Raw genomic sequence first — 13,289 nt, forward strand, 5'->3', positions numbered from 1 at the left:
GTTTCGCCGCCGACCCTACTCCTGCCCGTAGGCTTCGGGGGAGTCGCGCGAAGGAGGCAAAGAGGTGCCGGTGGAGATCACCTGGTGGGGTCACGCCACCTGCACGGTCGAGGACTCGAACACACGGGTGCTGACCGATCCCCTGTTCGCTCGCCGGCTCGCGCATCTGCGCCGGCGCAGGGGCGCGCTTCCCCCGCCCGGGGCCTGGCACGCGGATGTGGTGCTGGTGTCGCATCTGCACGCGGACCATCTGCATCTGCCCTCGCTGGCGCGGCTCGCGCCGGGCACGCGCCTGCTCGTGCCCCGGGGTGCGCCCCGGGCTGTGCCGGGGCTGCGCCGGCTCGCCGGGCTGCGGGTCACCGAGGTGGTGCCCGGTGACCGTGTGGAGGTGGGGCCGCTGGTGGTACGGGCGGTGAGCGCGCGGCACGACGGGCGGCGGCTGCCGGTGGGCCCGCAGCGCTCCCCCGCGCTCGGGTACGTCGTCGAGGGCGAGGCGCGGACGTACTTCGCCGGGGACACGGGGCTGTTCGAGTCGATGGCCGAGGAGGTCGGGCCGGCGGACGTCGCGCTGCTGCCGGTGGGCGGCTGGGGCCCGTACCTCGGGGAGGGGCATCTGGACGCGGGGCGGGCGGCGCGGGCGCTGGGCCGGCTGGCGCCGCGCAGTGCGGTGCCGGTGCACTACGGGACGTACTGGCCGATCGGCATGGACGCGGTCCGCCCGCACGAGTTCCACGCGCCGGGCGAGGAGTTCGTGCGGCTGGCGGCGGTGCACGCGCCGGAGGTGGCGGTGCACCGGCTCGGGCACGGGGAGAGCGTGCGCCTGGAGGTCGCCCGGTGATACGGCTGGCCGCCGTGGTGTCGGTGCTGCCCACCGAATCCACCCAGCGGGCGATCGGATATCCGTCGCTGTTCCTGCTGGTGCTGCTCGGGGCACTGCTGCCGGTGATTCCGACCGGGGCGCTGGTGAGTTCGGCGGCTGTGGTGGCGGTCCACCAGACCGCGCCGTTCTCGCTGGCGCTGGTGTTCGTGACGGCGTCGCTGGCGGCGTTCCTCGGGGACGCGGCGCTGTACTGGCTGGGGCGGCGCGGTATGGGATCGAAGAACGGGTCGCGGTGGCTCGGGGCGATCCGGGCGCGGGCGCCGGAGGACCGGCTGGCGCAGGCGCAGGAGAAGCTCGCCGAGCACAACGTGGCGGTGCTGGTCCTGTCGCGGCTGGTGCCGGCGGGACGGATCCCGGTGATGCTGGCCTGTCTGATGGCCGAGTGGCCGCTCGGACGGTTCGCGCGGGGCAACCTGCCCGCGTGCCTGGCGTGGGCGGCGACGTATCAGGTGATCGGGATCCTCGGCGGGTCGTTGTTCCCCCGCCCCTGGGAGGGCGTGGTGGCGGCGGTGGCGCTGACCGTGCTGGTCAGCGCCGCACCGAGCGTCTGGCGAAGGGCCCGCCGGGCCGTCAAGGCCTAGGGGCCTTGACGGAGTGGGGGTTCAGAGGCCCTGGGGCAGTATCCGTGAGCCCCCCACCGGCAGGTCCCACAGGTCCTCCCGGTCCAGGCCCGCCTTCTCCCAGGCCGCGCGGACGCGGGTGAGCGGTTCCAGGACCGGCTCCGCCGACAGGACGAACGTGCCCCAGTGCATGGGCGCCATACGGCGCGCACCCAGGTCCAGGGCGGCCTGCACGGCCTCCTCCGGGTCGCAGTGGACGTCGCTGAGCCACCAGCGCGGGTCGTAGGCGCCGATGGGCAGCAGGGCGAGGTCGATGCCGGGGTAGCGGCGGCCGATGCGGGAGAACCAGTGGCCGTACCCGGTGTCGCCGGCGAAGTAGACGCGCTGTCCGTCGGGGGCGGTGAGGACCCAGCCGCCCCACAGGCTGTGGCACGTGTCGGTGAGGGTGCGCTTGGACCAGTGGTGGGCGGGCACGAAGTCGAAGCGGACACCCGACAGTTCGGCCGCCTCCCACCAGTCCAGTTCGGTGATGGCGGTGAACTTGCGGCGCCGGAACCAGCGGCCGAGGCCCGCGGGCACGAACACCGGGGTCTCGCGCGGGAGTCGGCGCAGGGTCGGGGCGTCCAGGTGGTCGTAGTGGTTGTGGCTGATGACGACCGCGTCGACGCGCGGCAGCTCGTCCCAGTCGACGCCCACGGGCGTGATGCGGGCGGGGGTGCCGAGGATGCGGCGGGACCAGACCGGGTCGGTCAGGACGGTCAGCCCGCCGATGCGCACCACCCAACTGGCGTGCCCCGCCCAGGTGACGGCGATGGTGCGGGCGTCCACGCGGGGCAGCGGGCCGGGGGCGTAGGGCAGCCGGGGGATGTCGGCGAGTCCCTCGCGGCCGGGGCGTACGGCGCCTTCACGGGCGAAGCGGGCCATGGCCTTCAGGCCGGGCAGCGGGGCGGTCAGCCGGTGGTGGAAGGTCCGCGGCCACACTCTCGTCTCGCCGAGGGGGCGGGGTTCCGTGAGCGGGAGGCCGGGGGGCGCGGGGGATGACGTGGCCGTCGGGTCGTGGGCTTCCAGGATGTCGGCTTCCAGGATGTCGGCTTCCGGAATGTCGGCTTCCGGGGTGGTCTGGGTGGTGGTCGACTCGGACTGCTGCGTCATCGAGGAGGCTCCCATCGCTGAGCGTCGTCGCGGAGATCGTCGAAGACCGACCGCAAGGAGATCAAAGCGCGTTGCACGTGTGGCAGTTCCAACGGTGTGGGTGAGGTGAGGCATTCCGTGCGTTCCTCGTCCGTGCCGCCCAGCAGTGGACCGGTGGCTAGCCGCACGCGCAGCGCCGCCAGGTCGTCGCCGAAACGGTGGCCGCCGGGCGCGGGCATGCCGAGCCGGGCGGTGAGGAAGTCCTCCAGTTCCTGCGCGTCGCCGACGCCGTGGGCGCCGAGCGCGGTGCGCAGCGGTTCGAGGTCGGCGTACAGGTGCCGGCCCACCTGTGGCGGCCGGGCCAGCGCGCCGGCTGCGGTGACTGCGGCGTGCGCGGCCGCGGCCATGCGCGCGTGCAGCCGTATGGTGGCGTCGCGGCGTGCGGTGACGGGCTCGGGTTCGTCCAGCGCGTACCCGGCGGCGGCCGCGACGGGCCCGGCGACGCTCGCGCCCAGCGCGGTGAGGACGTCGAGCACGCGCGCGTGGAGCGCTTCCCCGGCGTCCGTGGCGGGGAGGCGGGCGACGGCGGCGGGCCAGCCGGGCGGCAGCAGGGAGCCGGCGAGATCGGTGACGACGGTGACGTGGTCGGGCACCATCTCGGCCGGGCCGATCAGCACCGTCTCGTGCGGGGCGTGCAGGGTGTCGCGCCAGGTCTCGTCGCTGACCAGGTGCAGTCCCTCGCCGGCGGCGGCCTCGAGGGTCTCGTGGAGCAGTTCGGGCGGTGCGACGGTGGCGGTCGGGTCGTCGGCGACGGAGAGCACGAGCAGTCGCGGATCGCCGCCTTCGGCGCGGACGCGGCGTACGGTCTCCAGCAGCGCGTACGGGTCGGGGACGCCGCCGGATTCGGCGGGCGTGGCGACGTGGAAGGCGGGTCTGCCCAACAGGCGTGCGTACGGGGCCCACCAGGCGGCGCAGGGGCGGGGCACCAGGACGTCGCCGCCCTGCGCGGCGGTCAGCGCGAGCAGCAGCGGCGGGGCACCGGGGCCGGCCACGACCTGATGGGGCTGGGTGGGCAGGCCGCGCCGCGTCCAGTATCCGCTCGCCGCCTCCAGCAGCGCCGGACCGCCGCCGACGGGCCGGGGCTCCGCGTGGCTCGCGGCGGCGGCGAGCACCGCGGCGAGTTCGGGCAGGACGGGCAGTCCGTCGCCGGGCAGGGCCGGGCCGTAGCGGACGGGACCGTGGCCTTCGGGGCCGTCCGCGGGGCGCGGGTGGCCCGGGCGGGCCGGGCGGTGGTCGTGGGGGCCGGGACGGGCGGAGCCGTTGTGTTCCGGGTCCGTCCGTTGCATGTCCGCCTCCGCGCAGTCCGTGTCGCCGTCTGTTCAGAGCCCCGGGTACCCGGAGGTGCGCCGGCGCATCCGGTACAACGCGCCCACGCCCGATGCCGCGCTCAGCACCGCGCCGGCGACCAGGGCGGGCAGGGATCCGGCGAAGGCGCCGCCCTCCCCCGCGTTCACTCCGTGCCCGATGGTGGGCGGGGCGCAGGAGGGGTCGCCGGCGGGCTCGGCGCAGTCGTGGCCGCCGGCGTCCCAGCCGCCATCGGTCTGCCCGCCGGCCTCCCAGCCCCCGTCGGTCTGCCCGCTGCCGTCCCAACCACCGTCGGTCTGCCCGCTGCCGTCCCATCCACCGTCGGTCTTTCCGGTCCCGTCTCCGCTGCCACGAGTGTCCCCCCTGCCGCTCGAGCCGCCCTCGGTCTTCCCGGTGTCGTCCCCGCCGCCCGGAGTGTTCCCCCTGCCGCTCGAGCCGCCCTCGGTCTTCCCGCTCTCACCCAGGCCGCCGTCGGACTTCCCGCTGTCCGAGCCGCCCTTGGTCTTCCCGCCGTCGTCCGGGACGCCGGGGATGGTCCCGCCCGCGCACGGCTGCGCCCCCGTGCAGTCGGGGCTCGCGGGTTCCGGCGGCTTGGCGCTGTCGCAGGGCTGGAGCCCGGCGCATCCCCCTCCGGCCTCGTCCCACGCGCCCTCGTCCTTGCCGCCGCGGTCCGCGGTGCAGGCGCCGCCCGCGGCCGTCTCGTCCAGGGCCGGGGGCGAGGCGTCGACGGGGCCGGGTACGGCGCCGACGACCGTGTCGCAGGACGCGGAGACCGTGACGGTGCCGCCGGTCCGGGCAGGGCCCGGGCCGCTCTGTGCGGCGGGCTTCGCGTGCGCCTGAGGGGCGGTGGCGAACGCGGCGGCGGTCAGAGCGGCGACGGCCAGGGCGCGTGTGGTGCGGCGCATGGGGCGGGCTCCTCGGGGCGACGGCTGCGACGGGCGCGGACTGTGCGCCGTCCTCTGCCATCACAGCCCGCCGTACCGCGCGCCGCGCGCGGCCGAAGCCCATTGGCGGGACACCCGGGGGCCTATCGGGTGATCCGGCGGCCGGCCGGGTTTGCCGCGGGGCTATGCCACGTCCCTCATCACCTGCTCGCGCAGCCGTTCGCAGCAGCGGCTGATCAGCCGGGAGACGTGCATCTGCGAGATGCCCATCTGCTCGGCGATCCGGCTCTGGGTCATGTCGTCGAAGAACCGCATGTAGAGGATGGCCCGCTCGCGCTCGGGCAGGGCGGCCAGCCGGAGCTTGACGGCCTCGCGGTCGACGACGGTGTCGAGCGCGGGGTCGGGGGCGCCGAGCGCGTCGCTGAGCGAGTAGCCGTCGTCGCTGCCCGGTATCTCCGCGTCCAGGGACAGTGCGGTGAAGCTCTCCAGCGCCTCCAGTCCGGCGCGGACGTCGTCCTCGCTCATGTTCGCGTGCCGGGCGATCTCCGCGACGGTGGGCCGGCGGCCCACGATCGTCTGGGAGAGGTCCTGACAGGCGAACCGGACCCGGTTGCGCAGGTCCTGGACGCGGCGGGGCACGTGCAGGGTCCACATGTGGTCGCGGAAGTGCCGCTTGATCTCGCCGGTGACGGTCGGTACGGCGTAGCTCTCGAAGGCGTTGCCGAGCTCGGGATCGTACCGGTCGACGGCCTTGACCAGGCCGAGGGAGGCCACCTGCCGCAGGTCCTCGTAGCTCTCGCCGCGGTTGCGGAAGCGTCCGGCGAGCCGTTCGGCCATGGGCAGCCAGGCCTCGACGATCTCGTCGCGCAGGGCGTCGCGCTCGGCGCAGGGCGGGAGGGCGGCGAGTCGGCGGAAGGCGTCCGCGGTGTCGGGGGCGTCGTCGTGGGGGTGGTGCTTCGTGCGCGCTCGGTTCGGCATGGTGCGTCGCAACTCCCCTGGAGTGCTGGGTTCGACGGTCACCGTGGGAGCGCATCCGGTCCGGACAGGCGCCCCCGTGGCGACGATTCGCCGCTCCCACGGAGTTGTGCCTCCTGTCCGAAGCACTGTTCTCGTGCGCCTGCCCCCGGGCCCCGGGAGCAAACACCCCTTTTTCCCGGCGGGCCCGCGGGGGTCCGCACAGGTTTTCCGACTGCCCCCGGGGTGACTCGGATACCGCTGACCGGATCGTCCGCTTCCTCACCACCAGGAGGTTGTCTCCATGAGCACCAAGGTTGCCGACCACATCCTCGCGCGGCTACGCGAATGGGGTGTGGAGCAGGTCTTCGGCTATCCCGGCGACGGCATCAACGGCCTGCTCGCGGCCTGGGGACGGGCCGACGACCAGCCGCGGTTCATCCAGTCCCGGCACGAGGAGATGTCCGCCTTCCAGGCAGTGGGCTACGCGAAGTTCTCCGGTCGGCTCGGGGTGTGCGCGGCGACCTCGGGCCCGGGAGCGATCCACCTGCTCAACGGCCTGTACGACGCCAAGCTGGACCATGTGCCGGTGCTGGCGATCGTCGGACAGACGCACCGGACCGCGATGGGCGGCTCCTACCAGCAGGAGGTCGACCTCCACACACTGTTCAAGGACGTCGCCTCCGAGTTCGTGGAGACGGTGACCGTTCCCGAGCAGCTCCCGAACGTACTCGACCGGGCGATCCGCACCGCGTACGCCCGCCGCTGCCCCACGGCCGTCATCATCCCCGGTGATGTGCAGGAACTGGACTACTCGGCGCCCACGCACGAGTTCAAGATGGTCCCCTCCAGCCTGGGGATGAGCGAGTCGACCGCCACCCCGACGGACGACGCGCTGCGGAAGGCCGTGGAGATCCTTAACGCCGGTGACAAGCCGGCCATCCTGATCGGCCAGGGCGCCGCCGGTGCGGTCGAGGAGGTGCAGGAGATCGCTGAGCTGCTCGGCGCGGGCGTCGCCAAGGCACTGCTCGGCAAGGACGTGCTCAGCGACGAACTGCCGTACGTGACCGGTTCCATCGGCCTGCTGGGCACGCGCCCGTCGTACGAGCTGATGCGTGACTGCGACACGCTGCTGACCATCGGCTCCTCGTTCCCGTACACGCAGTTCATGCCGGAGTTCGGCAAGGCCAGGGGTGTGCAGATCGACATCGATCCGCACATGGTAGGGATGCGCTACCCGTACGAGGTGAACCTCGTCGGCGACTCGAAGGCGACCCTGCGCCGGCTGATCACGCTGCTGCGGGCCGACCGCGATGGGCGCCCGACGGACCGGGAGTGGTTCGACACGATCCGCGCGAACGTGCGGCGCTGGCACGAGACGATGGAACGCCGGGCGCACCAGTCGGCCGACCCGATCAACCCGGAGTTCGTGGCCAAGGCGCTGGATCCGTTGCTGCCGCAGAACGCGATCATCACCTCCGACTCCGGTTCGGTGGCCAACTGGTACGCGCGGCACATCACCATGCGGCCGGGCATGCGCGGCTCGCTGTCCGGGACGCTGGCGACGATGGGCGCCGGGGTGCCGTACGCGATCGGCGCCAAGTTCGCGCATCCGGACCGGCCGGTGTTCGCGCTGGTCGGTGACGGTGCGATGCAGATGAACGGGCTGGCCGAGGTGATCACCGCGGCGAAGTACCGGGACCGGTGGTCGGATCCGCGGCTGGTGTTCGCGGTGTGGAACAACCAGGACCTCAACCAGGTCACCTGGGAGATGCGGGCGATGGAGGGCGCTCCGTCCTTCCTGCCCTCTCAGTCGCTGCCGGACGTGCAGTACGCGGCGTTCGCCCGTTCCCTGGGGCTGACCGGGATCCGGGTGGAGAAGCCGGAGGACGTGGAGGCGGGCTGGCGCGCGGCGCTGGAGGCCGACGGGCCCGCGGTGGTGGAGTTCCTCACCGACCCGGCGGTCCCGCCGATCCCGCCGCACGCCAGCTGGGAGCAGATGGAGGCGACGGCCGCATCGATCCTCAAGGGCGACGCGGACCGCGGGTCCATGATCAAGCAGGGCCTCAAGGCGAAGGTGCAGGAGTTCCTGCCGGGGCACGACCGGGATTAGACCGGGCACGGCCGGCTGTGGGCGCGGGCTGCGTTTTCCGGCGGGTTTTCACCCCCTTGATCCCGTGTCGGCGTGCGGTCGCCGGGTACGCGGTGCGGACCCTGAAGATCTGGAGGGAGACATGCAGCGAGGCAGTGACCGGCTGAGCGTCCACCGGGACGACGAGATGAAGCACGAGCTCCAGGGCCTGCTCCGGTCCGGGCACCCCACGCGCACGGAGGAATGGCACGACCCGGAGCCGACCGCCGAGGACGACCCCGAGGTCTGGGGCGGCCCGGTCGCGCCGGGACGCTCCGGGGCCACGCTGGAGACGGTCCGGTTCGAGCTGGCCCGCAATCTCGGGCGCAACGCGTTCCCGGCGGGACCGGCCGACCTGGCCCGGGCCCTGCGTCGCAAGAACGCGCCGGACGCCCTGATCGAGGCGGTGGCCCGGCTACCGCACCAGGACCGCTACGGCACGGTGCAGGAGCTGGCCGAGGTGCTGGTGGGCCGCGGGTGAGCCGGGACCAGGCCGCGGAGATCGCGGCCACGGGCGTCACCGTCGACGTCGGTGACGCCACCACCCGGTACCTCCTCTACGGGCTGCTGCCGGGCTGGTTCGTGCCGGGCCTGGCCGACTGGGCCATGCACCGGCGCACCCGTATCGAGGAGACGGCCGGGACCAAGGAGTCCCTGATCCACTCCCTGATGATGGCCGAGGTGGGCCTGCCCATGGCGCTGACCCTGCGGTACGAGGTCAACCCGCTGCTGCTGACGGTGCAGCTCGGGGCGGCGGCGGTGCACGAGGCGACGGCGCTGTGGGACGTGCGCACGGCGGTGGACAGCGACCGGGAGGTGAAGCCGCTCGAGCAGCACATCCACAGCTTCCTGGAGTCGTTGCCGTTCGCCGGGCTGAGCGCGCTGATGTGCCTGCACGCCGACCAGGTGCGGTCGTTGCTGCGCGGCGGGCGGGGCGATCCGGACGCGTGGCGTCTGGTGCCCCGCCGGCGGCCGCTGTCGCCCGGTTATCTGGCGGCGATCGGCGCCGCCATCGGCGCGTGCGTGCTCCTGCCGTACGGCGAGGAGCTACTGCGCTGCCGGCGGGCGGCCAGGACGAGGAAGAAGCGTGGCCGGGACGACCAAGCCCGGTGGCGCGCGACGGACGAACAATAGACGTTGCAGTTGCGTATACGGAAAGGATGCTGAGCATCATGCGCATCGCGTTTCTGGTGGCTCCCGAGGGGGTCGAGCAGGTCGAGCTGACCGAGCCGTGGAAGGCGGCCTCGGACGCCGGCCACGAGCCGGTGCTGGTGTCGACGAAATCCGGAAGGATTCAGGCCTTTAACCATCTGGACAAGGCGGACACGTTCCCCGTGGACGAGGTGGTGGGCGAGACGTCGGCCGGCTCGTTCGGGGCGCTGGTCCTGCCCGGCGGGGTGGCTAATCCGGACTTCCTCAGGATGGACGAGAAGGCCGTCGCGTTCGTGAAGGACTTCTTCGACCAGAGTCGTCCGGTCGCCGCTATCTGCCACGCTCCGTGGACGCTGGTCGAGGCGGACGTCCTACGCGGCCGGACGCTGACCTCGTGGCCCAGCCTGCGGACGGACATCCGCAACGCGGGCGGCACCTGGGTGGACGAAGAGGTGAAGATCTGTGACGCCGGTTCCAACCAGCTCATCACCAGTCGCAAGCCGGACGACCTGAAGGCGTTCTGCGACGCGTTCGTGCATGTGTTCGCGGGAGAGGCCGGTTGATGGGCGTCCCGGCCGACCGGAAACAGCAACAGCGCGAGAGGCACTACGCCGACGACCCCGCGGAGGGTCCGCTCACCACCGACCAGGGCGTGGACGTCGACCACACCGACGACTCGCTGACGGCCGGCGAGCGCGGGCCGACCCTGATGGAGGACTTCCACTTCCGGGAGAAGCTCACCCACTTCGACCACGAGCGGATCCCGGAACGGGTGGTGCACGCGCGCGGCGCGGGCGCGTACGGATACTTCGAACCGTACGAGTCCTGCGCGGAGTTCACCCGGGCGGCGTTCCTGCAGGACCCGTCCGTGCGGACGCCGGTGTTCGTGCGGTTCTCCACCGTGCAGGGACCGAAGGGGTCGGCGGACACGGTGCGGGACGTGCGGGGCTTCGCCACGAAGTTCTACACGTCCGAGGGCAACTACGACCTGGTGGGGAACAACTTCCCGGTCTTCTTCATCCAGGACGGCATCAAGTTCCCGGACTTCGTGCACGCGGTCAAGCCCGAGCCGCACAACGACATCCCCACGGGGGCGTCCGCGCACGACACCCTGTGGGACTTCGTATCGCTGCAGCCGGAGACCCTGCACGCGATCATGTGGCTGATGTCGGACCGGGCGATCCCGCGCAGCTACCGGATGATGCAGGGCTTCGGCGTGCACACCTTCCGGTTCGTCGACGCCGAGGGGCGTGGGACGTTCGTGAAGTTCCACTGGACGCCGAAGCCGGGCGTGCACTCACTGGTCTGGGACGAGGCGCAGGAGTGCCAGGGCCGTGACCCGGACTTCAACCGGCGGGACCTGTGGCAGGCGATCGAGGCCGGCGAGTACCCGGAATGGGAGCTCGGTGTCCAACTGGTGCCCGAGGAGGACGAGTTCGCGTTCGACTTCGATCTGCTGGACGCCACGAAGCTCATCCCGGAGGAGCAGGTGCCGGTCCGGCCGATCGGCCGGATGGTGCTGAACCGCAACCCGGAGAACTTCTTCGCGGAGACCGAACAGGTCGCCTTCCACACGGCCAACGTCGTGCCCGGCATCGACTTCACCAACGACCCGCTGCTGCAGGCGAGGAACTTCTCCTACCTGGACACGCAGCTGATCCGGCTGGGCGGCCCCAACTTCACCCAGATCCCGGTGAACCGGCCGGTGGCACCGGTGCGCAACAACCATCGGGACGGCTACCACCAGGGCACCGTCCACCGGGGTACGAACTATTTCCCGAACTCCCTCGGCGGCGGCTGCCCTGCGCACGCCGGGGCGGGCGGTTCGGCGTTCACGCACTACACGGAGCGGGTGGACGGGGCGAAGATCCGCCGCCGCAGCCCCAGCTTCCAGGACCACTACAGCCAGGCCGCGCTGTTCTGGCACAGCATGGCCGACTGGGAGAAGCAGCACATCGTGGCGGCCTTCCGGTTCGAGCTGGGCAAGGTCGACGCACGGGCCGTGCGGGCGCGGACGGTCGAGCAGCTCGCCCAAGTGGACGGCGAGCTGGCGGCGCAGGTGGCGCGCGGCGTCGGGGTGCCCGAGCCGTCGGCCGCTCAGGCGGCGACGGTCAAGCAGGTCTCGCCCGCGCTGAGCCTCGAATCGCTGCGCGGTGCCGGCTCCATCCGGACCCGGCAGGTCGCGGTGCTGGTCACCGATGGTGTGGACGCCGAGCAGCTGGGGTCCGTGCGGGAGGCGCTGGCGGCCGAGGGGGCGATCGTCGAGGCGCTGGCGGCGACGGAGGAACCGGTGACGGGGGTCGACGGGCGATCGTATACGGTCGACCGCGCACTGCCCACGGTCGCCTCTGTGCTGTATGACGCCGTCCTGCTTCCCGGCGGCCCCACCGGCACCCCCGCGATCACCGGCGATCCGGACGCCATGCGCTTCGTGCGCTCCGCGTACCGGCACGGCAAGCCCATCGGGGCGCTGGGTTCGGGGGTCGGGATCCTCTCGGCGCTGGAACCGGAGGGCCTGAGGCTGTCGACGGAGTTCCACCACATGATCAGCGACCGGGGCGTGGTCACGGACACCGCGCCGGGGGCCGCGCACACGGACTTCGTCCGGGCGTTCGTGTCCGCGATCGCGGGGCACCGGCACTGGGGCCGGCCGCCACTGCGTTGCTGAGACGCGCCGCTGAGAGCTGCCGAGACCAGTGCCGTTTCGCGGGGCTCCCCTTCCCGGGGAGCCCCGCATCGTCATGTCCCGGAGCCGTCGGGCGAGGCCGACTCCGCGCAGCTGCGCTCCCTGGCCCCTTCCCGGGTGCGGCCCGCGGCCACCAGTCGGCGCGGGTTGCGGCGCAGGTACTCGCCCTCCAGCTGGGCCATGCGCTCGTTGTGGGCCCGCAGCGCGTCGTTGGAGGCGTACAGCAGCGTGTCGTGGCGCGTGCGGTGGATCGTCTCGAGCTCTTTCATGAGCTGCTGGTCGTCCAGGCGGCTGGGGTCGACTCCGGTCATCGTGATGTCCCGCTCGTCGTGTGCGTTCATGCGGTACGGGTACCCGCCCCGGACGCACTACCCCCGAGCGGCATCCGGGAGGGAATCAATGGATCTCGCCTTTCTCAACCCACTGTACGAACAGTCCGGCCCCTGGGCCTCCGTGTACGTCGACACCTCCCAGCACGCGGAGGACACGCCGCACGAGCTGCACCTGACCGCCCAGGCGACGGCGCGGGACCTCAAGGAGCAGGGCGCGGACGACGCCACGTGCCGGGCGGTGGAGGAGGCGATCGAGGCGCTGCGTCACTCCCCCGACCCGCACGGCAGGGCCGTGTTCGCGCGATCCGGCGAGGTCGTGCTCGACCCACTGCTGGCGGCGCCCCCGCCGCAGGGCAGCCTCGCCGTGTGGGCACCGCTGCCGCGGGTGGCCCCGCTGCTGGACCTGGCCGGTGAGGATCCGGTGGCGATCGTGGCGTACATCGACCGGCGCGGCGCCGACTTCGAGCTGCGCAGCGCGCTGGGCCGGCAGAAGGCGGGCGCGGTCGTCGGCCGGCAGCATCCGATCCACCGGACCAGCAGTGCCGACTGGTCGGAGCGGCACTTCCAGCTGAAGGTGGAGAACACCTGGGAGCACAACGCGGCGGAGATCGCCGACGCGCTCGCCGTCTGCCAGGACGAGACACGGGCGGACCTGCTGATCCTGGTCGGTGACGACCGGGAGCGGCGCGAGGTGCACGACCGGCTGCCCAAGCGGCTGGAGGAACGCGTCGTGGAGGCCTCGCACGGCACCGGCAGCAGGCTGCTGGACACCGAGGTGGAGCAGGTGCGCGCCGAGCGGGTGCGCTCCCGGGTCGCGGCGGAGCTGGACCGGTTCCGGGCCTCGCGCACCCCGGACGACGAGGGCCGCGCCGGCGCCGCCGAGGGCGTGCCCGCGCTGGTGGAGGCCGCCCGGGAGCACCGTCTTCAGGAGCTGCTGCTGCGGCCGGACGGGCCCGACCTGCACCGCGAGGTGTGGATAGGGGAGGACCCGGACCAGGTGGCGGTGCGCAGGACGGAGCTGCAGGTCCTCGGTGAGCAGAACTCCTGGTCGGCACGTGCCGATGACGCGCTGCTGCGCTCCGCCGTGGTGACGGACGCCGCCGCGCTGTCCCTGGCACCGGTGCTGGAAGGCACCGGTGACGACACTCCGGCGGGCGGCCTGGGCGCGCTGCTGCGCTGGAAGTGACGGGCGGAAGAGCGTGCGGAGCGGGTCC

General features: G+C 72.8%; 13 protein-coding genes. 8 read left to right on the forward strand and 5 right to left on the reverse strand.

From position 1 onward, the window contains the following. Nucleotides 1–64: 64 nt before the first annotated feature. Both ACFYZQ_RS28710 and ACFYZQ_RS28715 read left to right on the forward strand, forming a co-directional pair. Nucleotides 65–838: an MBL fold metallo-hydrolase gene (locus ACFYZQ_RS28710; RefSeq protein WP_389153642.1), complete on the forward strand. Its 774-nt coding sequence runs from the start codon at nt 65–67 to the stop codon at nt 836–838. Further along, complete coding sequence (locus ACFYZQ_RS28715; RefSeq protein WP_389153645.1) at nt 835–1,461, forward strand: DedA family protein; 627 nt, start codon at nt 835–837, stop codon at nt 1,459–1,461. Before ACFYZQ_RS28710 ends, ACFYZQ_RS28715 begins: the two co-directional genes overlap by 4 nt. A 21-nt stretch (nt 1,462–1,482) precedes the next feature. On the opposite strand, the gene ACFYZQ_RS28720 is transcribed toward ACFYZQ_RS28715, so the two are convergent. From ACFYZQ_RS28720 to ACFYZQ_RS28735, 4 genes are all read right to left on the reverse strand, one after another. Then, nucleotides 1,483–2,592, reverse strand: a complete 1,110-nt coding sequence (locus tag ACFYZQ_RS28720; protein ID WP_389153648.1) for an MBL fold metallo-hydrolase — start codon at nt 2,590–2,592, stop codon at nt 1,483–1,485. After that, on the reverse strand, nt 2,589–3,917 hold the full coding sequence (locus ACFYZQ_RS28725) for an aminotransferase class I/II-fold pyridoxal phosphate-dependent enzyme (protein ID WP_389153651.1): 1,329 nt from the start codon (nt 3,915–3,917) through the stop codon (nt 2,589–2,591). Before ACFYZQ_RS28725 ends, ACFYZQ_RS28720 begins: the two co-directional genes overlap by 4 nt. A gap of 33 nt (nt 3,918–3,950) precedes the next feature. Beyond that, complete coding sequence (locus tag ACFYZQ_RS28730; RefSeq protein ID WP_389153654.1) at nt 3,951–4,841, reverse strand: hypothetical protein; 891 nt, start codon at nt 4,839–4,841, stop codon at nt 3,951–3,953. 162 nt (nt 4,842–5,003) lie between these two features. Continuing rightward, nucleotides 5,004–5,798, reverse strand: coding sequence for an RNA polymerase sigma factor SigF (locus tag ACFYZQ_RS28735; RefSeq protein ID WP_389153656.1), 795 nt, complete (start codon nt 5,796–5,798; stop codon nt 5,004–5,006). A 280-nt stretch (nt 5,799–6,078) separates the two neighbouring features. On the opposite strand from ACFYZQ_RS28735, the gene ACFYZQ_RS28740 reads away from it, so the two are divergent. The 5 genes from ACFYZQ_RS28740 (at nt 6,079) to ACFYZQ_RS28760 (ending at nt 11,725) form a co-directional block, all read left to right on the forward strand. Next, a complete protein-coding gene (locus ACFYZQ_RS28740; RefSeq protein WP_389153659.1) occupies nt 6,079–7,887 on the forward strand; it encodes a thiamine pyrophosphate-requiring protein in 1,809 nt (602 codons plus the stop codon). Nucleotides 7,888–8,008: 121 nt separating this feature from the next. Further along, nucleotides 8,009–8,386 carry a DUF2795 domain-containing protein gene (locus tag ACFYZQ_RS28745; RefSeq protein ID WP_389153663.1) on the forward strand — a complete coding sequence of 126 codons (378 nt, stop codon included), beginning with the start codon at nt 8,009–8,011 and terminating at the stop codon, nt 8,384–8,386. Further along, nucleotides 8,383–9,039 carry a diguanylate cyclase gene (locus ACFYZQ_RS28750; protein WP_389153666.1) on the forward strand — a complete coding sequence of 219 codons (657 nt, stop codon included), beginning with the start codon at nt 8,383–8,385 and terminating at the stop codon, nt 9,037–9,039. The genes ACFYZQ_RS28745 and ACFYZQ_RS28750 overlap by 4 nt, the downstream gene beginning before the upstream one ends. Nucleotides 9,040–9,077: 38 nt before the next feature. Further along, nucleotides 9,078–9,620: a type 1 glutamine amidotransferase domain-containing protein gene (locus ACFYZQ_RS28755; protein WP_389153669.1), complete on the forward strand. Its 543-nt coding sequence runs from the start codon at nt 9,078–9,080 to the stop codon at nt 9,618–9,620. Further along, complete coding sequence (locus ACFYZQ_RS28760) at nt 9,620–11,725, forward strand: catalase (RefSeq protein WP_389153672.1); 2,106 nt, start codon at nt 9,620–9,622, stop codon at nt 11,723–11,725. Before ACFYZQ_RS28755 ends, ACFYZQ_RS28760 begins: the two co-directional genes overlap by 1 nt. Before the next feature lie 71 nt (nt 11,726–11,796). Here ACFYZQ_RS28760 and ACFYZQ_RS28765 read toward each other — a convergent pair whose 3' ends face one another. Beyond that, complete coding sequence (locus ACFYZQ_RS28765; protein ID WP_389153674.1) at nt 11,797–12,084, reverse strand: DUF6158 family protein; 288 nt, start codon at nt 12,082–12,084, stop codon at nt 11,797–11,799. Between the two features lie 58 nt (nt 12,085–12,142). On the opposite strand from ACFYZQ_RS28765, the gene ACFYZQ_RS28770 reads away from it, so the two are divergent. Next, the gene (locus ACFYZQ_RS28770; protein WP_389153677.1) at nt 12,143–13,261 is read left to right on the forward strand and encodes a Vms1/Ankzf1 family peptidyl-tRNA hydrolase; all 1,119 of its coding nucleotides are present in this window, start codon (nt 12,143–12,145) and stop codon (nt 13,259–13,261) included. Nucleotides 13,262–13,289 lie beyond the last annotated feature (28 nt).

The sequence above is a fragment of the Streptomyces sp. NPDC001843 genome, from assembly GCF_042891955.1.
GTDB lineage: Bacteria > Actinomycetota > Actinomycetes > Streptomycetales > Streptomycetaceae > Streptomyces.